Source organism: Micromonospora sp. NPDC002389 (assembly GCF_040296095.1).
GTDB lineage: Bacteria > Actinomycetota > Actinomycetes > Mycobacteriales > Micromonosporaceae > Micromonospora.
The window spans coordinates 218,784-237,315 of record NZ_JBEOWP010000005.1 but is presented as its reverse complement, the minus strand read 5'-3'; the positions used below and the strand labels follow the sequence as shown (position 1 = coordinate 237,315).

The window sequence follows — 18,532 nt, the reverse complement described above, 5'->3', positions numbered from 1 at the left end:
ACGGTAAGACACCACGCTGATACTCTGGGTGCCGCTGCGGTAACTGGAACCCGGCGCCGTGCGAGAGGATGGCCCGCCATGGTCAAGAAGGTCCTCACCTGGGCCGGTATCGCTTTCTTGATCTTCTTCGTCGCCTACCGGCCGAATTCTGCCGCGGACGTGTTCAAGTCTTTGGGCGGCGGGATCATGGATATCGCTCAAGGCTTCGGCGACTTCTTCACCAGCCTGGTCGCCTAGCCTCCGATGGGAAGCCCCTCCGGCCCACCCTTCGACCCCGACGACCCGGACCGGGCGCGCCGGGAACGCGACACCGAGCCGATACCCCGGATCGATCCTGACGACGGTCCGGGCTTCGGGTCTGGTGCGCGGCTCTCCGACGGGCCCGCCTTCTCCGACGACGCCGGCTACGGCGACGGCCCGGCCTACGCCGGGGAGGCACGCTCCGAGCGAGCCTGGGTACGAGATCCCGAGGGCGGCTACCAGCCCCCGCAGATCTCCGAGGAGGAACTGGCCGGGCTGCGCTCCGACGCCAGTGGCATGACACCCCGACGGGTGCTGCCGCTGGAGGACGAACCCAGCTCGCTGGTCGCCCGCTATCTCTTCCCGACCGAGCGTTACCGGGGCGAGTGGAAGCGGCACTGGATCCACCTCGTCACCCCGATCCTGGTCGGGATCGCCGCCACCTTCGTGCTCGGCTACCTCTCCGGCTTCCTCGCCGGGCAGAACGTCGGCGCGCTCACCACGATCGCCGTACTCCTCTGGTTCGGTGTGATGGGCTGGGTGGCCTGGAAGGTCGCCGACTGGTGGTACGACCGGTTCATCCTGACCAACAAGCGGGTGATGGTCGTCAACGGCATCATCACCCGGCGCGTCGCGATGATGCCGCTGGTCCGGGTCACCGACATGAAGTACGAGCAGACGCCGGCCGGGCGGGCGCTCAACTACGGCACCTTCGTGCTGGAGTCGGCCGGTCAGGAGCAGGCGCTGCGCGAGGTCAAGAACCTGCCCAACCCCAACGAGCTCTACCTGCGTGTGGTCGAGGAGATGTACGAGCCGCAGGCGGTCGAGGCGCGGTTGGGCAAGGAGCAGGACGAGGCCAAGGCCGACGACGGCGCCTGAAACTTTCCGACCGAACATCGGAGTCACCGCGCACCTTTCGCCCTCGACCCGCTACCCCGGGTCGTGGCAGGCTGCCGAGCAGGATCAGTTCGGGGGTGGCGCGTGGGCGGCAGCAATCCGTTGGAGGACGAGTTCCGTGACTTCGTCACGGCCCGTTCCGCCGCGCTGCTGCGCACCGCGTACCTGCTCACCGGCGACTGGGGCACCGCCGAGGACCTGCTCCAGACCGCGCTGACCAAGACGTACCTGGCCTGGAAGCGCCTCGGCGGCATCGAGGCCATCGAGCCGTACGCCCGGCGCGTCATGGTCAACACGTCCACGAGCTGGTGGCGGCGCCGCTGGCACGGCGAACGACCGACCGAGGTGCTGCCGGAGCGTGCCGCCGCCGACGCGATCGAGCAGCAACTCGACCGCGACGTGCTCTGGCGGCACCTCCGCGCGCTGCCCGCCCGGCAGCGCGCGGTGCTGGTGCTGCGCTACTACGAGGACATGTCGGAGGCGCAGACCGCCGCCCTGCTGGAGATCTCACCGGGCACCGTAAAGAGCCAGACCTCGCGGGCCCTGGCCACTCTGCGACGGCGGCTCGGTGCGGAGGAGGCGGTCACCCTCCCCGGCGCACCGGCGACCCCTCTCGCACCAGCAGCCACGCCGACGCCGGCCGCCCGCCGGACCGGTCGCCCGGCCGCCCGGTCCACGTCGACCGCCCGCCCCCGCCCGGCCACCGGAGTCGACGCACCGCGTCCGGCCGCCCGAGCCGACGCACCGCCTCCGGCCGCCCGAGCCGACATACTGCCTCCGGCCGGCCGACCCGACACTCAGGCCCCGGCCCTGCGACCCGGGGCACCACCCGAGGCGGCGGAGCGACTGCGGCAACCGGACGACGCCCTGGTCGGTGAGCACCGGTGAACACCGTTTCCGGAGGTCGTGACAACCAGAGCGGGACTCCGGATCGTCTCGTCAGCATGTCGCAGGACGAGTTGGAGCGCGCCGTCCGGGAGACGTTCTCCCGGCAGGTGGCGACCCCACGCGCCCCGCACGACCCGGCGAGTGCGGTGCTCCGCCGGGCCGCCCGCGTTCAGCGTCGCCGTGCGGTGGCCGGGATGAGCCTGGCCGCGTCGGCGATCGTGCTGGTCAGCGCCGGTGCGATGCAACTGGGTGACGACCGTCCGCCGCCCGGCGCAGACACGGTGGTGATCGCGGACCCGTACCCGGCGCCGGACACGTTCCGCACCAGCCTCCCGCCGCCCGGCCCGAGCACCGAGACTCCGCTGGCCGAGGTCGATCTGCTGGTCAACCGGACGATCGCCACCGCGCAGGGTCGCCGGGTGACCCTCGTCGGGATCGGTGCGGTGGAGCGCGTACACCGTCTCACCGACGGGCGGGGCTGGCTGGCCGTCGGCGAACCGTCGCTGTCCGGTCGGTCGCTGTGGGCGGTGGCGGCCGACGGGACCGCCCGGGCGCTGCTGGCGGGCGCCGACGAGATCGTCCTCGACCGGTCCGGCCGGCAGGTCGCCTGGAAGCAGGACCGGGTGTTGGCCGCCGCCGGCATCGTGGACGGCGAACTGACCGGCACCGTACGCGCCGACGCGCCGGCCACGGCCGTACCACTGCGCTTCGTCGACGGCGCGGTGCTGGTACGACTCGACCCCGCCCTCCCCGGACACGTGCTCTGGCCGCTGCGTCCGGGCCCGCTCGACGAGGGCACCGACCGGACCAGCCAGCGGATCTTCGGCGCGCTGCCGGACGGACGCCTGGTCGGCGAGGTGCCCGCCGAGCCGACCGAGGACGCCTGCCTGACCCTGCTCGACCCGGTGGACCTTCGCCCACCCGACCCCCCGGCCTGCGGCCCCACGATCGAGGGCGACGGCCTCGGTGCGGTCTCCCCGGACGGGCGGTGGCTGCTGGTCAACGGGCGCGTCGGCGAACAGGACCGGGCGCTGCTGGTCGACCTGACCCGACTCGATCCGACCGTCCCGGCCCGGACCGCCGGACCGGCGATGACCGGCACGGTGTCCTGGAGCCAGCCGGACGTGGCGCACTACGCCGACACGACCGGGGCGCTGGTCCGGGTGGACGTCGAGCGGGTCCGTGCCGGTCGGTCCGCCATCCGGGTCACCGTCGCCGGCCTGCACGACGACCAACCGCTGGTGGTGGTGACCGGTGGCTGACCGCCGGCCCGGTAGCGTCGGGCGATGACCCCCCGGATCGACCTGCACACCCACTCCACGGCCAGCGACGGCACGCTCGGTCCCGCCGAGCTGGTCCGGGCCGCCGCCGAGGCCGGGCTGGACGTGGTGGCGATCACCGACCACGACACCACCGCCGGCTGGGCGCCGGCCCTGCGGGCGCTGCCGCCCGGGCTGCGTCTGGTACGCGGCGCGGAACTGTCCTGCCGCTGGTATGGCGAGCAGCCGCCGATGTCGCTGCACCTGCTGGCGTACCTCTTCGACCCGGACCATCCGGAGCTGGTCGCCGAGCTGGCCCGGATGCGGGCCGCCCGGCTGACCCGTGGCGAACGCACCGTGGAGCTGCTGCGTGCCGACGGTGTCGACGTGCGATGGCCGGAGATCCTCGCCACGGCGGGCGGTGGGACGGTCGGGCGACCGCACATCGCGCAGGCGCTGATCCGGGCCGGGCTGGTCGCCACCACCAGCGCGGCGTTCGGCCCGGAGTGGCTGGGGGAGCGGTACCGCCTGCCGAAGGAGGACATCGACGTCTTCCAGGCGGTCCGGTTGGTCCGGGCGGCCGGCGGGGTGCCGGTGTTCGCCCATCCCCGGGCCAGCCGACGTGGCCCGGTCGTGCCGGACACGCTGATCGCCGAGCTGGCGGCGGTCGGCCTGGCCGGTCTGGAGGCCGACCACGAGGACCACTCGCCCGCTGAGCGGGCCCACGTCCGCGGACTCGCCGCCGACCTGGACCTGCTGGTGACCGGGTCGTCGGACTTCCACGGCACGCACAAGACCGTCCGACTCGGTGCCTTCACCACCGCGCCCGAGGCGTACGAGCGGCTCGTCGCCGCGTCGTCCGGGGTGACCGAGGTCGCCTCGGCCTGACCTCGCGTTCCGTCCCGGCGGCATCGAGGTGCTCACCGCCGATGCGACTGTCGGGGGTGGATGGCAGGATCGGGGCCGTGCGACGAGCATCCCCAGCAGGACGACCCGCCGCCGGTGGCCGCGCGCCCCGGCCCCGCGACGGGCAGCCCGAGCAGCTCGGCTTCGAGGGCATGCCGGAGCGGCTGTTCGTCTGCACCCCGAGCAAACTGGGTGCGTACGCGGACTGCCCCCGGCGTTACCGCTACTCCTACGTCGACCGGCCCGCCCCACCGAAGGGGCCGCCCTGGGCACACAACTCGCTCGGCGCCAGCGTGCACACCGCCCTGAAGAACTGGTATGCGCTGCCCGTCGACCGGCGTCGCCCGGAGGTGCTGCCCACCCTGCTCAAGGGCACCTGGGTGCGGGACGGCTACCGCGACGACGCGCAGGAACGGGACGTCTACCGACGGGCACTGGGCTGGCTGGAGACGTACGTCGGCGGGCTGGACCCGGCCGACGAGCCGGTCGGCGTGGAGCGGGTGGTGGCGACCAAGACCGGGGTGCTGGCGTTCAACGGGCGCACCGACCGGATCGACTCCCGACCCGGGCCCGACGGCCCCGAGCTGGTCATCGTCGACTACAAGACCGGCCGCACCGGGCTGGACGGGGACGACGCGCGGGGCTCCCAGGCGCTGGCGCTCTACGCGTACGCGGCAGAGCGGGTGTTCCGCCGCCCGTGTCGCCGGGTCGAACTGCACCACCTGCCCAGCGGCACGGTCGCTGCGCACGAGCACACCGTCGACTCACTGGCCCGGCAGGTGACCCGGGCCGAGCAGACCGCCCAGGACATCATGGCCGCCGAGCGGTCGATCGCCGATGGCGGTGATCCGGACGCCGCCTTCCCGACCACGCCCGGCCCGCGCTGCGCCTGGTGCGACTTCCGGCGTGCCTGCCCGGCCGGAGCCGAGCAGCCGGGCAAGGACCCCTGGGCGGCCGTCGACCGCCCCGCCGCGCCCCCGGCCGAGCCGGGCTGAACGGCCGCGCCCCCGGCCGAGCCGGGCTGAACGGCCGTGCCCTCAGCCGAGTCGGGCTGAACGGCCGCCGGGGCCGGCGTCGACCCGGCCGCGCATCCGGTCTGCCAGGTCGCAGCAGCCGTCCGGTCAGCCGGACAGGGCCGCCGCCCGGGCCGCCCGCTCCTCGGCGGCACGCCGCATCGGACCCTCCCGCCAGTCGCGCGGCAGCGCGGTGAGGGCGAGCCGCAGCGCGCGTACCGACACGTCCGCTGACAGGGCGGTGGTCGGCAGGCCCAGCCCGCCGTACAGTCGCCGGGCCCATCCCGGCAGCAGCGCCAGCGCGGTGCCGGCCACGCCCAGGTACGCCCACCTCAGCGGCCCCAGGTTGAGCCCGACCCGGGCGGGCAGGCTGAGCTTCCACGGCAACGGCGGCGCGGTCAGGAACAGGGCCTGCTCGGCGGCCTCCTTGGTCATGCGCAGTTCCGGGCGCACCCGGCGGTAGTACTCGGCCACCTCGGCAGCGGTGCCCGGGACCGTCTCCGGGTCCAGTCCGACCAGTGCGGCGGACCGGCGCTGCTCGGTGTAGTAGCCGTCCACCTCGGCGTCGTCCAGCGGCACGCCGGCCCGGCGCGCGGTGTCGAGGAACGACTCCACCTCAGTGACGTGCACCCAGCCCAGCAGGTCCGGCTCGTCGATCCGGAACCGCTCCCCGGTGGCCGGGTCGACGGCCGTCAACCGGGCGTGCAGCCGGCGCAGCCGCAGCCCGGCCTCCTCCGCCTCGGTGGTGGTGCCGTAGACGGTGGTGCCCACGTAGTCGGCGGTGCGGATCAGCCGGCCCCAGGCGTCCCGGCGGTAGTTGCTGTTCTGGGCGACCCCGGCGACGATCCGAGGGTGCAGCGCCTGGAGATAGAGCGAGCGCAGACCGGCGAGAAGCAGGATCGGTTCCGCGTGCAGTTTCCAGGTGACCGAGTCGGGACCGTACAGGCCGGTGTCAGTGGAATCCACCCACCAAGCGTGCCACGGCCGGCCGGAGTGATCAGGAGTCGGCGGCGCGACGGGCCTGGCAACCGGGGCAGAGCCCCCAGAAGGTGACCTCGGCCTCGTCCACGTGGAAGCCGGCCGCAGTGCGCGGATCCAGGCAGGGTGCCTCACCGACGGCGCAGTCCACGTCGGCGATCTCGCCGCAGCCCCGGCACACCACGTGGTGGTGGTTGTCACCCACCCGGGCCTCGTAGCGGGCGGGGCTTCCGGCCGGTTCGATCCGACGGGACAGCCCGGCGCGGGAGAGCGCCCCGAGCACGTCGTAGACCGCCTGGGTGGAGACCGAGTCGATCCGCTCGCGTACCCGTCGGGTGATCTCGTCGACGTCCAGGTGACCGCCGTCCGCCAACACGTCGAGTACGGCGAGGCGTGGCCGGGTGACCCGCAGGCCGTGCGACCGCAGCAGATCCGCACCGCTGGACATGTGTCAATGACAGCACGGTCGCCCCGACCGGACAACAGACCGGCGAGTTCGGTGGCTCGGGCCACAGCCAGCCCTCCCGGGTGACGTCTCGGTGAACCCTGGGCCCCTGTGGAGCGTGTCAAGCAGGAGCGCACTGGGCGGGGCCATCCCCGGCCCGTACGCTGACATGTCACGATCACCTATCGCCGGAGGTGCCGATGTTCGAGAAGGCGCTGGGCCTGCCCATGCACGTGCTCGTCGTGCATGCGGTCGTGGTCTTCGTACCACTGCTGGTGTTGCTCGCCGCCGCGTACATCGCGCTGCCGAGATTCCGCCCCCGCCTGGACTGGGCGGTGGCGATCCTCGCGGTCGTCGCGCCGATCACGGCGTTCGTCAGCGTGCAGTCCGGCGAGGCCCTGCAGGAGCGGCAGATCGCCCGGGGCTTCTCCGGCGAGATCATCGACCAGATGGAGGAGCACGCCGGGTACGGCGACACGCTGTTCCTGATCACGCTGGGGCTCTCTCTGGTGACGATCCTGCTGTTGGTGGCGACCAGCAGCCACCCGCGCGCACCGAAGCTGCCGACCTGGCTCACCCCGGTGCTGTCGGTGCTGGTGATCGGTGCGGGTGTGGCCGCGCTCGTCTACGTCTGGCTCACCGGTCACTCGGGGTCCGAGATGGTCTGGGGCAACACCTTCGACTGACGGCCCGCCGCCGTCAGAGAAAGGCTCGCGAGCAGAGCAGGCAGACCACCACCACGAGTACGGCGCTCGCCACCCCGCCGATCACCCAGGTCAGCCGCTGCGCCCGCTGCTCCTGCGCGTCCAGCGCCGCCATGTCCTGTGCCGGTAGCCGCCGTGGCGGTGCCGCCTGGAGGTGTACGGGCGGACGCCAACCGGGCGGCGGCGCGGTGGTGGGCGGCGGTCCGCCGTACCCGGCCGGTCCGTGACCGCCCGGTGCGACGCCGCCCGGGCCGGTCGTGGCGCTCGGGCCGGTCGTGGCGCTCGGGCCGGTCGTGGCGCTCGGGCCGGTCGTGGCGCCTGGGGCGGGAGTCGTCGGCGGACGCCAGGGGTCGTCGGACGCGGGTCGGCGTGGTGCGGGGCCGGGCGTGAACTCCGGCCGGGCGGCGGCGGTGGACTCCGCACCGGTGCCGGGCGTGGGCCCGTCCCCGGTGTCGGGCCGGCGCCAGGGATCGTCGGAGGCCGGGCCGGGGTGGGGCGTCGTCACGTCGTCCGACGCTACCAATGACCGGTGCGCCACGCCGTCGGGCCGCGCCGTGCCCCGCACACCGCGATCGGTCCGCCCGCACACCGCGTGGTCGACGGCTCGGGAGCGGTCCGGAGGTGCGTTAGCCTTGGCGCTCGTGACGAGTGGGGATCCGGGCGGGCGGCGCGACGACGATCGCGCGGTCGACCTGAGCGAGGACGACTTCGTGGTGCTGCCCGAGCAGAGCACCGACGACACCGATCGCGGCTGGGGCGAGCGGGTCGGCGGCAACGACGACTGGCTGCTGGCCGAGCGCCCGCCGCACTGGGACTGAGCGCCGGGTCGAGCCTGGAACGAACGCCCCGCCGGGCCGTCGCCCGGCGACCGTCGCGATCGACGACGCGGGGCGACGGGTGCCCGGTCAGGTCACCGTCAGGGGGTACTCGCCGCCGCCGGGGCCTTGCTCGTGCCGCCGCCGGACGAGCTGCCCGAGGAGCCGGTGCTGCCGCCGGACGAGCTGCTCGACGAGGAGGTCGAGCCGGTCGACGACTCGGACGAGGTCGACTTGCTCGGGCTCGACGCGGTGTCGGTGCTCGCCGAGCCGTTGGAGCGGGAGTCGGTGCGGTAGAAACCGGAGCCCTTGAAGACGATGCCGACGGAGTTGAAGAGCTTCCGCAGCCGCCCCTCGCACGCGGGGCAGTCGGTCAGCGGCTCGTCGGAGAAGGACTGCACCGCCTCGAGCTGGTGACCGCACGCGGTGCAGGCGTACTGGTACGTGGGCACGTTCTCCTCCGGGTCTGACACGGCCGGTTGGCACTCGACGTATTCGAGTGCCAATGGTGCGTCATCGGGGGCCGGTTCGTCCAGCGGAAGTGTGTGGCGCGACACCCGAGGAGGTCGGCAGCGGGTGCAGGCCGCCGCTCGGGGTGAGCGCCGCGCGTACCGGACGGTCGTGCGGCTCGGCCGGGACCTCGTCGAGCAGTTCGCCGTCGTACAGGGGCGTCACCGTGAGGGTGCTCGCGGGCACCCGGGCCAGCGCCCGGTCGTACGATCCGCCACCCCGGCCCAGCCGTACGCCCCGGCGGTCGACGGCCAGCGCGGGCACCACGACCACCTCGGCCGTGGCGATCGCGTCGACACCCAGCCGAGGGGTGTCCGGCTCGCGGATGCCGCGACCGGCGGCGACCATCGCGCCGGCTCCCGCCCAGCGGGCCCAGTCCAGGTCCAGGTCGTCACGGAGCACCGGCAGCAGCAGATCGGCGCCGGGCGGCAGCGCGTCGGCGAGCACCGCAGGCAGGTCCGGGCCGCCCGGCTCACCGCCCACCGGCGCGTACGCGGCCACCCGGGTCGGCCGCAGCCTGCGTACCAGGGCCACCAGTGTGGCCTGGACGGCTTCGGTCGCGGCCTCGCGCTCGGCGGCGGTGAACGCCCGACGGCGGGCCAGCAACGTCACCCGTGTCGCCCGCTTCGCGTCATGCGTCACTTCCGCTCCTTCCGCAAATTCCGGCACGCAACACTCCTCACGCAACGCGTGTCGCACCGTTGCTCTGTGTCAGCATCGCAGGCGACGGTCGCGCAACTTCCGGGGGGAAGGGGAAGCGTTGACGCTACGGGGGCGGTTGACCGCAGCGTTCCTGGCCGTGGCGTTCGGCCCGGTCCTGCTCGGCGCCGTCTTCGTCGCCTCCACCGTGGCGACGATGGACCGCAGCCGCGCCACCGAGCGACTGGCGGTGGCGGCCACCGCCGTGCGTACCTCGATCGACGCGCTCTGCCAGCAGCTCCGTGCCGCGGCGGACGCCGTCGCGCTCACCGCCGACCGGCCGGGTGCCGCCGGCCAGGTGGTCAGCCGGGGCCTGGCCTCGGCGGTGCTGGTCACCGACGTGACCGGTGGGGTCAGCTACGCCACCCCGGACGCCCCACCGGCCCCCTGGCGGGACTGCGGCCCACCGATGCCACCTGCGGTCGGTCTCGGCCCGGCCTCCGCCGGGCCGGTCGGTGCGCTCGCCGTCCGGGTGGAACTGCGCGACCCGGCCGGCGCGGCGCTCGGTACGGTCTCCGCCGCCCAACCGGTCGACCCCCGGTTCGTGGCGCGTCTCGCGGCGGTGACCGGCGTCGCGGTGACGCTGCTCGACGGTGGCGGTGCGCCGCACGTCGCGCACACCACGGAGTCGGCGAACGGCCGGGACGAGGTGCTCGCCGCAGCCGCGTCACTGCGCGGCGAGCGGGTGACCGGCACGCCGGACGGCCGGTACCTGCGGAGGGCCGGTCCGACGCCCGGCCAGCCGCTGCACCTGGTGCTCTCGGTCCCCAGCGACCAGCCGCCCGGACTGCACGCCGTGCTGGTCGGCGTGGTGCTGCTGGCCGCCCTGGTGGGAGTGGCCGCCGCGTGGCGACTGGCCCGGATGACCACCCGCCCGCTGGTGGAGCTGGCCGGCGCGGTCGACCGGGTGGCGGCCGGCGACCTGACCGCCCGGGTGCCGGTACGCAGCGACGACGAGGTCGGCCGGCTGGCCGCCGCGTTCAACCGGATGGCCCAGGAGACCGGTGGCTACCTGGCGGCGCTGGCCAGCAGCCGCGACCAGCTACGCGGACACCTCGCGGTGCTGGGCGACACCCTGGCCAGCACCCACGACCTGCAACGGATCCTGCGGGTGATCCTGCGCAGCGCGCTCGCCGCGACCGGCGCCCGGGCCGGTGCGGTGCTGCTCACCGAGCCGGGTGGCGTGCTGGTCGCCCAGTGCTCCGAGGGGCTCGACGGACGTTGGCCCGGCACCGGGTCGGTGCCGGTCGGCAGCGGGTTGCTGGGCGAGGTCGCGGCGACCGGCCGACCCTGCCGGGGACGGGTGGACCCGGCCGACGACGCCTCCGGCGAACCGCCCTGCCGGACGTACGTCGCGGTGCCGTTCACCGCGCCCGAGGCGCTTGTCCGCGCCGAGCCCGGCCCGGGGTCCGACCCCACGCCCGCCGGGACCCGGCCGACCCCGCCGGAGACCGTGCTCGGAGTGCTCGCCCTCTACGACCGGCCGGGCGGGGCCGAGTTCGACGACGACGACCTGGCGACGCTGCGCACCTTCGCCGGTCACGCGGCGGTGGCGGTGGAGAACGTCCGCGTCCACGAGGAGGCGCAGCGGCTCTCGCTCACCGATCCGCTGACCGGGCTCTGGAACTACCGCTACCTGCGCGAGTCGGTACGCCGGGAGGTGGAGCGGGCCAGCCGGTTCGGCCGGACGGTCAGCGTCCTCGTGCTGGACCTGGACCGGTTCAAGCGGATCAACGACACGTACGGGCACCCGGCCGGGGACACCGTGCTGGCCGAGTTCGCCCGGCGCGTCCGGGGTGAGATCCGCGAGGTGGACCTCGCCTTCCGGCAGGGCGGGGAGGAGTTCGTGGTGCTGCTGCCGGAGACCGACGCCCGGGGCGCGACGATCGTCGCCGAGCGGCTCGCCTTGGCCGTCCGGGACAGTCCGGTCCACGTGGCACGGCACTCCGGGGCACCGGACAGCGTCTCGATGACGGTATCGATCGGGATCGCCGTCTTCCCGGACCACGCCGACACCGGACCGCAGGTGCTCCAGGCAGCGGACGAGGCGCTGTACGCCGCCAAGACGGGTGGCCGGGACACCTGGCGGCTGGCTCCCGCCCGGGAGGCGTCGGCCACCCGGGAACTACCGGTGCTGGTGGCGACCCGTAGCCCGCAGGACGGGCTGCCCAGGGCCGGACCGGAGGGCGATCCGGGCGAACCGACCACCGACGACGAACCGGCCCCGGCCGGTTCCGCCACGACCGGCAGAACTGCTCCGGCGGGCGGCGCGTCTTCCGGTCCTCACCCGCCGCGTCACGGCCTCGGCCGATAGTCTCGCGACATGTCGGAGCACTCAGCGAACCCCTCAGCGACCGCCGCCACCGGTCGTCCCCGTGCCGTCAAGGCCGTCATCCCGGCCGCCGGCCTGGCCACCCGGTTCCTGCCGGCGACCAAGGCGGTACCCAAGGAGCTGCTGCCGGTCGTCGACCGCCCCGTGTTGCAGTACATCGTCGAGGAGGCCGCCCAGGCCGGCATCGGCGACGTGCTACTGATCACCGGGCGCGGCAAGACATCGATGGTCGACCACTTCGACCGCCGCCCCGATCTGGAGGAACGGCTCGCCGAGAAGCCCGAGCTGCTGGCCGCCGTCAAGCGCACCGAGGAACTGGCCGCCATCTACACCTGCCGCCAGCCCGAGCAGCTCGGCCTCGGCCACGCCGTCGGGTACGCCGAGTCGCACGTCGGCGACCAGCCCTTCGCCGTGCTGCTCGGCGACGAGTTCGTCAACCTCTCCGAGCCGCTGCTGCCGGCCATGTTGGAGCTGCAGGCGCGGACGGGTGGCGTGGTGCTCGCCTTCTTCGAGGTCGACCCGGCCGAGACCACGCGCTACGGCATCGCCTCGGTCGAGCCCGCCGAGTCCGAGCTGACCGACATCGGCGAGGTCGTCCGGGTCACCGGCATGGTGGAGAAGCCCAAGCCGGAGGAGGCGCCGAGCAACCTGGCCGTGCTCGGCCGGTACGTGCTGCCGGGCAAGATCTTCGACGCGATCCGCCGTACCAAGCCCGGTAGCGGCGGCGAGATCCAGCTCACCGACGCGATGGAACTGCTGCGGACCGAGGGCACCCCGGTGCACGCGATCGTCTATCGCGGCATCCGCTACGACACCGGCATGCCGCTGGGCTACCTGCAGACCGTGGTCCAGATCGCCAGCGAGCGCGAGGACCTGGGCAGCGAGTTCCGCAAGTGGCTGGCCGAGTTCGTCAACTCCGACGCGTCGGGCGGTCCGAATACATGACCGCGACGGCCGACGCCGAGGCGGCCGAAAACGGGTTGACGCCGCTCGCCGACTACCTGGGCAGCGTGCTGCGCAGGTTGCGCGCGCTGCCTCCGCTCGACCTCGACCTCACCCAGGCGCACGGCAACGTCCTCGCCGAGGACGTCGTCGCACCGCACTCGTTCCCGGCCTTCGACCAGGCGGCCGTGGACGGGTACGCCGCGCGCTGGGAGGACATCGCCGGCGGGGCCCGGGGCGTGGGATACGTCCCGGCCCAGTCCGGCCGTCCGGGTGGCCGCACGGTACGCCTCAACGTGGTCGGTGACCTCGGCGCGGCGAGCTGGCGGCCGGTCCGACTCACCCCCGGCTCGTGCTTCTCGGTGGCCGCCGGAGCACCACTGCCGGTCGCCGCCGACGTGGTCGTCCCGGTCGAGTGGACCGACCAGGGCATGGCGGCGGTGGAGATCTTCCGCGCCCCGAAGCGGGGCTACGGCGTACGCCGGGCCGGCGAGGAGGTGGCCGCCGGCACCCTGCTCGCCCGCGCCGGCACGTACGTCTCGCCGGCACTGGTCGCGGTCTTCGCCGCCACCGGCATCGGGCACGTGGTGGTCCGCCCCAGCCCCCGGGTGGTGATCGTGGCCACCGGCGACGAACTGGTGGACGTGGGCCGGGGCAGCCAGCCCGGTCAGGTGGTCGACGCCAACTCGCACGCGCTGACCGCCGCGGCGGCGGAGGCGGGCGCCCTGGCGTACCGGGTGGGCATCTGCGACGACGACCCGGAGGGGCTGCGTGGCCTGCTGGAGGACCAGACCCTGCGGGCCGACCTCATCATCACCACCGGCGGCACCGGCACCGGGCCGGGCGACATGGTCCGCCGCATCCTGTCCCGGCGCGAGGGCAGCCGCGCGGGACCGGTCACCTTCACCGACGTGGCGCTCTATCCGGGCACCGCGCTCGGGTTCGGCACCGTCGGCGCCGAGGAGGTGCCGGTGGTGTGCCTGCCCGGCGATCCGGGCGCCGCGATGATCGGATTCGAGGTGCTGGCCCGCCCCGCGATCAACCTGCTGGCCGGTGCCGAACCGGTGTTCCGGCCCAGCGTGCGGGCACACCTGCTGGAGACGGTCTCCTCACCCGTGGGCCTGCGCGAGTTCCGGCCCGCGCACGTCGCGGAGCGTCGAGGTGGGGGTTACACTGTCCAACCGCTCAGCGGTGGTCCGTTCACCCTCGCCGGCCTGGCCGAGGCGAACGGGCTTCTCGTTCTCGGCGAGCGGGTCACCGCCGCCGCTGCCGGCTCCACCGTGGACGTGCTGCTGCTCGACCGTCGACGGTGAATCCGGGTGACGCTCGGGAGTGGAGGAGTGGTGCGGTTCCGACGGGCGCCCGGCTGGCCGGTGGTGCTCTCCGACGGGCCGGTGCTGCTGCGGCCGTACCGACGCTCCGACGCGGCGGCCTGGTCCGAGGTGCGCTGCGCCAACCGGGAGTGGCTGGCCCCGTGGGAGTCCACGCCGGCCGGTGACTGGGCCGATCTGAACTCGCCGGCCACCTTCCGCTGGGTCCACCGCGACCAGCGGCGCTCGGCGCGTACCGGTGAGGGCATGCCGTTCGCGGTCTGCCTGTACGCCGACGGCGCGGAACGCCTGGTCGGGCACATCAACATCGGCAGCATCGTGCGTCGGGCGTTCTGCTCCGGCTATGTCGGCTACTGGGTGGACCGTCGGGTCGCCGGCCAGGGTGTGATCCCCACCGCGATGGCGCTCGCCGTCGACCACGCCTTCGGCCCCGGTGGACTGCACCGGGTGGAGGTCAACATCCGGCCGGAGAACGGGCCGTCCCGCCGCGTGGTGGAGAAGCTGGGCTTCCGCGAGGAGGCGTACCACGCGCGCTACATGCACATCGACGGTGCGTGGCGGGACCACATCGGGTACGCGATGACGAGCGAGGAGATCGCCGCCGAGGGCGGGCTGCTGGCCCGTTGGCACCGGCTGCGCGCCCGTACGCCGTGAGCCGTCCCACGTGCGGAATCGGCGCGGCGCGGTTGTTCCGGCCAGCCTGACCCGTAACCTCAGGTAACTGCAAGCTGCGGCAGGCGCTGCCCGCTCCGCATGATTCACGTCGCCGACGCCGATCGGTGAAAGATCCTGCGGCCGGTCGGCGGTTGCTCCGAATCTTGGTGACGGGAGGGGTGAGGGTGCCGACCTCGGTGCTCCTCGCCGTCCTCGCCGCCGCCGGTCTGCTCGCTCTCGCTCCGGCGCTGGTTCGCCGGTACGACGCCGCCGAGCGGTTGGTGGCGGAGCGGGCGCAGTCGACGGCGCGGGTGCTCCAGCGCCGCCGACGACGCCGCACTGTCCCCGGCCGCAGACCGGTCAACCCGTCCCGTGCTCTCGTCGTCACCCTCAGCGAGGATCCCAGCTCGGGGCAGCTCGCCGCCCCCGTCTCCGGCCCGCCCGCACCCCGCACCGGCGACTCCCCGGACGCATCTGCTCGCTCCGGTGGTGCGGCCGGCGATCCGGCCTCCGCAGGCTCGGTCGACAGCGCTCCCGCATCGCGCCGGTCCGGGCGGCCGAGCCGGCTGCGCTCCGTCGCGCCGACCGGGAACCGTCCACGCCGCCGGCCCGACCGCCGCCGCCCGCACACCCCCGCCGTCTACCGCCGCCGCCGGGTCCTCGCCGCCCTGGTGCTGCTCAACGCCGTCGAACTGGTCGGCGTCCTGGTGGTCGGCCCCGGCTTCTGGATCAGCTTCGCGGTCACCGGCACCCTGCTCGTCGTGTACGTCGTCCACCTGCGCGCCCGCGCACTCGCCGACCGCCGTCGACGGCGTGCCCGGGCCCGCGAGGCCGCCTGGCTGGCCGCCCGGCAGGCCGAGGTGCGCCGCGAACAGGCACGCCGCGCCGCAGCCCGTCGGGAGGCCCAGCGTCGCCTGGCCGCCCAGCGGGAGTCCGTCCGGCGGTCCGCCATGGGCCTGGACCGCCCCGCAGACCTGCCACAGGCCGCCAACGGCGGCTCGGTCTCCTACCGCCGCGCCGGTGGCCTGCGTGGCCGTCCGTACGAGGCCGGGCGCGGCTCGCACAGCGCCTGATCCGTCCCGCCCTGCCGGCGACTCTCACCACGCACCTTCCGCACCGTGGCGGGCCGCCGTGCACTCGCCCGTCCCGCCTGTCGGCCCGTCCCGCCTGTCGGCCCGTCCCGCCTGTCGGCCCGTCCCGCCTGTCGGCCCGTCCCGCCTGTCGGCCCGTCCCGCCAGTCGGCCCGGCCTCTTCGATGCATGGTCGCGGACGGGGACGTGCGACCCGTGGCGGGTCGAGGCAGCAGTTTCAGGGATATTGCTACCTCGACGGTGGTGGGAGGCAGCAGTATCGGGGATGTTGCTGCCTCGTGGGGTCCGAAGGTGCTGGCGTCCGGGGAGATTGGGTGGATCTTGGGGTGTCGGGCGGGCGGGGCGGTTCGCGGCGAAGGCGGCCGACCTGTTAGCCTTGTCGCCGGCCCGCCCGGTGAAAGCCGGACGGGACCAACGCCGGTGAATCGGCGGAGGGGCTGTGGCGCAGACTGGTAGCGCACCTCGTTCGCATCGAGGGGGTCAGGGGTTCAAATCCCCTCAGCTCCACCAGCAACACCAATGGCCAGCGGAAACGCTGGCCATTGATCATTTGGCACAGATCCGGCACAACTCAGCCCGGAAGCGCCGACCCCGAGCGGTTCCCCGCAACCTCCCCAAGGGCCGTGCTGACGATGTTGCGGCGACGGTTCTTCTTCGGCCACCGGTGCAGGTACGTCTCCAACCCGAGTCCGACCGCGGGCATCCTGAGGGATGCCGGGAGATGCGGGCGGGTGGTTGTCAGTTCTCCGGCTTGATGCTGGCGAGCAGCTCGATGACGTGAGTCTTGATGTCGTCGCGCACGTGGCGGACGACGTCGAGGGATTGACCGGCGGGGTCGGTGAGCTTCCAGTCTTCGTAGCGTTTGCCGGGGAAGACGGGGCAGGCGTCGCCGCAGCCCATGGTGACGATGATGTCGCTGGTTTCGGCGGTGTCTGAGGTGAGTCGGGTCGGGGTCTGGTCGGTGATGTCGATGCCGACTTCCCGCATGGCTTCGACGGCGGTGGGATTGATCTGGTCGGTGGGCGCGCTGCCCGCGGAGCGGACCTCGACGGTGTCCCCGGCGAGGTGGCGTAGCCAGGCAGCGGCCATCTGGGAGCGACCGGCGTTGTGAACGCAGACGAACAGGACGCTGGGCTTGTCGGTCATCGAGCTTCGCTTTCTCGGGTGGGGTGGGGCACGACCACCGCGTCAGCGGCGTGTCCGGCGTGGGGGTACCAGGCGGCGAGGGCGGCGACGGCCACCAGGCCGCCGACGAGCTGGGCGGCGACGAAGCCGGGCACGGAGGCGGGGGCGATGCCAGCGAAGGTGTCGGTGAAGGCGCGGCCGATGGTGACCGCCGGGTTGGCGAAGGAGGTCGAGGAGGTGAACCAGTAGGCCGCTCCGATGTAGGCGGCGACGGCGGCCGGGGCCACGGTGGTGCGGCCGGAGCGGGCGAGAGCGAAGACCAGGAGGACCAGCCCGGCGGTGGCGACCACCTCGGCCAGCCACAGATTCCCGCCGGTGCGGTCGGTGTGGGACCAGGTGACCGGCGGGAGCCCGAACATGAGGGCGGCCAGAACTGCCCCGGTGACGGCCCCGGTGACCTGCGCGCAGACGTAGCCGGCCAGGTCCCGGAGGGTCAGACCGGTCCTGGACCGGCGGCCGAGCCACCAGTCGACGGCCGAGACGACCGGATTGAAGTGCGCGCCCGACACGGGGCCGAACATCAGGATCAACGCGCCCAGCGCGAGGGCGGTGGCAACCGCGTTCTCCAGGAGCTGGAGCCCCACATCCGTCGGGGAGAGCCGGGTGGCGGCGATCCCGGAGCCGACGACGGCGGTGACCAGCAGGGCCGTACCGGTGAACTCTGCGCTTGCCCGCCGGGCCAGCGCGAGGCTCACCCGGTGGTCGCAGTGGCCGTGGGGATGTCCAGCAGTGCGCCGAGCTGCCGGAAGGCTTCCGGGCGGACCCGGTACCAGACCCAGGTGCCCCGCCGCTCGGAGTCCACCAGGCCCGCGTCTCGTAGCACCCGGAGGTGGTGGGAGATGGTGGGCCCGGACAGGTCGAACGCCGGGGTCAGGTCACAGACGCAGATCTCCGGTACCGAGGCGATCATCGACATCAGCCGGAGCCGGACCGGGTCGCCCAGGGCCTTGAACATCGGGGCGACCACCGCCGCCTGGTCGTCGTCCATCGGACGGGCCGCGATCGGGGCGCAGCAGGCCACGGCGTTCAGGTCGACCACCGGTACGGCTTGTTTCGACATGCGTCTAGGTTGACAGATCTCAAAACAAGAGGCAACGTGGGGGCTGATTCGAAATTCATCTAGGCAGGACGGGTCGGTGACGGCGGTCCTGTCGAGAGGAGAGCCCATGTCCCGCGTTCAACTTGCCCTGCGCGTGTCCGACCTCGAAGGCTCCGTGGCCTTCTACTCGAAGCTGTTCGGCGTCGAACCGACCAAGCGTCGCCCCGGCTACGCCAACTTCGCCGTCCAGAACCCGCCGTTGAAGCTCGTGCTCCTCGAGGGCGAGCCCGGCCAGCCGACCGTGATGGACCACCTGGGCGTCGAGGTCACCACCACCGAAGAGGTCAACGCCGCCACCCGGCGCCTCACCGAATCCGGCCTGATCACCCTGGAGGAGAACAGCACCGAATGCTGCTACGCCCTCCAGGACAAGGTCTGGGTGCGTGGCCCCGGTGACGAGCCCTGGGAGGTCTACACCGTCAAGGCCGACTCCGACCACCTGGAGAAGGCCACCGTGAGCGCCTGCGACACCCCCGCCACCGACAAGCAGCCCGCCACCACCGCAGCCGCCGGTACCTGCTGCTGACCTGCACACGACCGCAGC

Annotated in this window: 22 protein-coding genes and 1 tRNA gene; 15 read left to right on the top strand and 8 right to left on the bottom strand. The window is 73.5% G+C overall.

Annotated features, from left to right (window positions below):
- The first annotated feature begins 78 nt into the window (after positions 1-78).
- The 6 genes from ABT008_RS12230 to ABT008_RS12205 all read left to right on the top strand — a co-directional run bounded on the left by ABT008_RS12230 (position 79) and on the right by ABT008_RS12205 (position 5,185).
- A complete protein-coding gene (locus ABT008_RS12230; RefSeq protein WP_007455302.1) occupies positions 79-237 on the top strand; it encodes a hypothetical protein in 159 nt (52 codons plus the stop codon).
- A gap of 6 nt (positions 238-243) precedes the next feature.
- Positions 244-1,119 (top strand): PH domain-containing protein, encoded by an 876-nt coding sequence (locus ABT008_RS12225; RefSeq protein ID WP_350695939.1) that lies wholly within the window; start codon positions 244-246, stop codon positions 1,117-1,119.
- 102 nt (positions 1,120-1,221) lie between these two features.
- Positions 1,222-2,025: a SigE family RNA polymerase sigma factor gene (locus ABT008_RS12220; protein ID WP_350695938.1), complete on the top strand. Its 804-nt coding sequence runs from the start codon at positions 1,222-1,224 to the stop codon at positions 2,023-2,025.
- A gap of 56 nt (positions 2,026-2,081) precedes the next feature.
- A complete protein-coding gene (locus ABT008_RS12215) occupies positions 2,082-3,287 on the top strand; it encodes a hypothetical protein (protein WP_350695936.1) in 1,206 nt (401 codons plus the stop codon).
- A 24-nt stretch (positions 3,288-3,311) separates the two neighbouring features.
- Positions 3,312-4,172, top strand: a complete 861-nt coding sequence (locus tag ABT008_RS12210; RefSeq protein ID WP_350695934.1) for a PHP domain-containing protein — start codon at positions 3,312-3,314, stop codon at positions 4,170-4,172.
- Between the two features lie 170 nt (positions 4,173-4,342).
- Positions 4,343-5,185: a RecB family exonuclease gene (locus ABT008_RS12205; protein WP_502890416.1), complete on the top strand. Its 843-nt coding sequence runs from the start codon at positions 4,343-4,345 to the stop codon at positions 5,183-5,185.
- 126 nt (positions 5,186-5,311) lie between these two features.
- On the opposite strand, the gene ABT008_RS12200 is transcribed toward ABT008_RS12205, so the two are convergent.
- Positions 5,312-6,169 (bottom strand): oxygenase MpaB family protein, encoded by an 858-nt coding sequence (locus tag ABT008_RS12200; RefSeq protein ID WP_350695931.1) that lies wholly within the window; start codon positions 6,167-6,169, stop codon positions 5,312-5,314.
- A 31-nt stretch (positions 6,170-6,200) separates the two neighbouring features.
- Positions 6,201-6,629, bottom strand: coding sequence for a Fur family transcriptional regulator (locus tag ABT008_RS12195; protein ID WP_350695929.1), 429 nt, complete (start codon positions 6,627-6,629; stop codon positions 6,201-6,203).
- Between the two features lie 197 nt (positions 6,630-6,826).
- On the opposite strand from ABT008_RS12195, the gene ABT008_RS12190 reads away from it, so the two are divergent.
- Positions 6,827-7,312, top strand: a complete 486-nt coding sequence (locus tag ABT008_RS12190; protein ID WP_350695928.1) for a DUF2231 domain-containing protein — start codon at positions 6,827-6,829, stop codon at positions 7,310-7,312.
- A gap of 13 nt (positions 7,313-7,325) precedes the next feature.
- Here ABT008_RS12190 and ABT008_RS12185 read toward each other — a convergent pair whose 3' ends face one another.
- On the bottom strand, positions 7,326-7,835 hold the full coding sequence (locus ABT008_RS12185) for a hypothetical protein (RefSeq protein WP_350695927.1): 510 nt from the start codon (positions 7,833-7,835) through the stop codon (positions 7,326-7,328).
- A gap of 136 nt (positions 7,836-7,971) precedes the next feature.
- On the opposite strand from ABT008_RS12185, the gene ABT008_RS12180 reads away from it, so the two are divergent.
- On the top strand, positions 7,972-8,148 hold the full coding sequence (locus ABT008_RS12180) for a hypothetical protein (RefSeq protein ID WP_350695926.1): 177 nt from the start codon (positions 7,972-7,974) through the stop codon (positions 8,146-8,148).
- A gap of 98 nt (positions 8,149-8,246) precedes the next feature.
- Here the strand turns inward: ABT008_RS12180 and ABT008_RS12175 are convergent, their stop codons facing one another.
- Positions 8,247-8,618, bottom strand: a complete 372-nt coding sequence (locus ABT008_RS12175) for an FmdB family zinc ribbon protein (RefSeq protein WP_502890407.1) — start codon at positions 8,616-8,618, stop codon at positions 8,247-8,249.
- A 40-nt stretch (positions 8,619-8,658) separates the two neighbouring features.
- Positions 8,659-9,297 (bottom strand): 5-formyltetrahydrofolate cyclo-ligase, encoded by a 639-nt coding sequence (locus ABT008_RS12170; protein WP_502890406.1) that lies wholly within the window; start codon positions 9,295-9,297, stop codon positions 8,659-8,661.
- A gap of 118 nt (positions 9,298-9,415) precedes the next feature.
- Here ABT008_RS12170 and ABT008_RS12165 point away from each other — a divergent pair, with 118 nt between their 5' ends.
- From ABT008_RS12165 to ABT008_RS12140, 6 genes are all read left to right on the top strand, one after another.
- Positions 9,416-11,668: a GGDEF domain-containing protein gene (locus ABT008_RS12165; protein ID WP_350695922.1), complete on the top strand. Its 2,253-nt coding sequence runs from the start codon at positions 9,416-9,418 to the stop codon at positions 11,666-11,668.
- A gap of 9 nt (positions 11,669-11,677) precedes the next feature.
- Entirely contained in the window at positions 11,678-12,631 is a 954-nt protein-coding gene (locus tag ABT008_RS12160; protein WP_350695920.1) for a UTP--glucose-1-phosphate uridylyltransferase, read from the top strand.
- Positions 12,628-13,941: a molybdopterin molybdotransferase MoeA gene (locus ABT008_RS12155; protein WP_350695919.1), complete on the top strand. Its 1,314-nt coding sequence runs from the start codon at positions 12,628-12,630 to the stop codon at positions 13,939-13,941. Before ABT008_RS12160 ends, ABT008_RS12155 begins: the two co-directional genes overlap by 4 nt.
- A gap of 30 nt (positions 13,942-13,971) precedes the next feature.
- Positions 13,972-14,613 (top strand): GNAT family N-acetyltransferase, encoded by a 642-nt coding sequence (locus ABT008_RS12150; RefSeq protein WP_350695917.1) that lies wholly within the window; start codon positions 13,972-13,974, stop codon positions 14,611-14,613.
- Between the two features lie 179 nt (positions 14,614-14,792).
- Complete coding sequence (gene sepX / locus ABT008_RS12145; protein WP_350695915.1) at positions 14,793-15,686, top strand: divisome protein SepX/GlpR; 894 nt, start codon at positions 14,793-14,795, stop codon at positions 15,684-15,686.
- Positions 15,687-16,137: 451 nt separating this feature from the next.
- Positions 16,138-16,214: transfer RNA gene (locus ABT008_RS12140), tRNA-Ala, on the top strand.
- Between the two features lie 228 nt (positions 16,215-16,442).
- Here ABT008_RS12140 and ABT008_RS12135 read toward each other — a convergent pair.
- The 3 genes from ABT008_RS12135 to ABT008_RS12125 are packed head-to-tail and all read right to left on the bottom strand — an operon-like array spanning position 16,443 to position 17,949.
- Complete coding sequence (locus ABT008_RS12135) at positions 16,443-16,850, bottom strand: arsenate reductase ArsC (RefSeq protein ID WP_350695913.1); 408 nt, start codon at positions 16,848-16,850, stop codon at positions 16,443-16,445.
- Positions 16,847-17,584, bottom strand: a complete 738-nt coding sequence (locus ABT008_RS12130; protein ID WP_350695911.1) for an aquaporin — start codon at positions 17,582-17,584, stop codon at positions 16,847-16,849. Before ABT008_RS12130 ends, ABT008_RS12135 begins: the two co-directional genes overlap by 4 nt.
- Entirely contained in the window at positions 17,581-17,949 is a 369-nt protein-coding gene (locus tag ABT008_RS12125) for an ArsR/SmtB family transcription factor (RefSeq protein WP_350695910.1), read from the bottom strand. The genes ABT008_RS12130 and ABT008_RS12125 overlap by 4 nt, the downstream gene beginning before the upstream one ends.
- A gap of 106 nt (positions 17,950-18,055) precedes the next feature.
- Between ABT008_RS12125 and ABT008_RS12120 the strand changes: the two genes are divergently transcribed.
- Positions 18,056-18,514, top strand: a complete 459-nt coding sequence (locus ABT008_RS12120; protein ID WP_350695908.1) for an ArsI/CadI family heavy metal resistance metalloenzyme — start codon at positions 18,056-18,058, stop codon at positions 18,512-18,514.
- Positions 18,515-18,532: the final 18 nt, after the last annotated feature.

Excerpts from the sequence above, each read along its gene's own strand:
- ABT008_RS12120 (WP_350695908.1), top strand. The coding sequence starts at position 18,056 with ATGTCCCGCGTTCAACTTGCCCTGCGCGTGTCCGACCTCGAAGGCTCC.
- ABT008_RS12135 (WP_350695913.1), bottom strand. The coding sequence starts at position 16,850 with ATGACCGACAAGCCCAGCGTCCTGTTCGTCTGCGTTCACAACGCCGGT.
- ABT008_RS12210 (WP_350695934.1), top strand. The coding sequence starts at position 3,312 with ATGACCCCCCGGATCGACCTGCACACCCACTCCACGGCCAGCGACGGC.
- ABT008_RS12230 (WP_007455302.1), top strand. The coding sequence starts at position 79 with ATGGTCAAGAAGGTCCTCACCTGGGCCGGTATCGCTTTCTTGATCTTC.
- ABT008_RS12225 (WP_350695939.1), top strand. The coding sequence starts at position 244 with ATGGGAAGCCCCTCCGGCCCACCCTTCGACCCCGACGACCCGGACCGG.
- ABT008_RS12125 (WP_350695910.1), bottom strand. The coding sequence starts at position 17,949 with ATGTCGAAACAAGCCGTACCGGTGGTCGACCTGAACGCCGTGGCCTGC.
- ABT008_RS12155 (WP_350695919.1), top strand. The coding sequence starts at position 12,628 with ATGACCGCGACGGCCGACGCCGAGGCGGCCGAAAACGGGTTGACGCCG.
- ABT008_RS12190 (WP_350695928.1), top strand. The coding sequence starts at position 6,827 with ATGTTCGAGAAGGCGCTGGGCCTGCCCATGCACGTGCTCGTCGTGCAT.
- ABT008_RS12195 (WP_350695929.1), bottom strand. The coding sequence starts at position 6,629 with ATGTCCAGCGGTGCGGATCTGCTGCGGTCGCACGGCCTGCGGGTCACC.
- ABT008_RS12160 (WP_350695920.1), top strand. The coding sequence starts at position 11,678 with ATGTCGGAGCACTCAGCGAACCCCTCAGCGACCGCCGCCACCGGTCGT.
- ABT008_RS12205 (WP_502890416.1), top strand. The coding sequence starts at position 4,343 with ATGCCGGAGCGGCTGTTCGTCTGCACCCCGAGCAAACTGGGTGCGTAC.
- ABT008_RS12215 (WP_350695936.1), top strand. The coding sequence starts at position 2,082 with ATGTCGCAGGACGAGTTGGAGCGCGCCGTCCGGGAGACGTTCTCCCGG.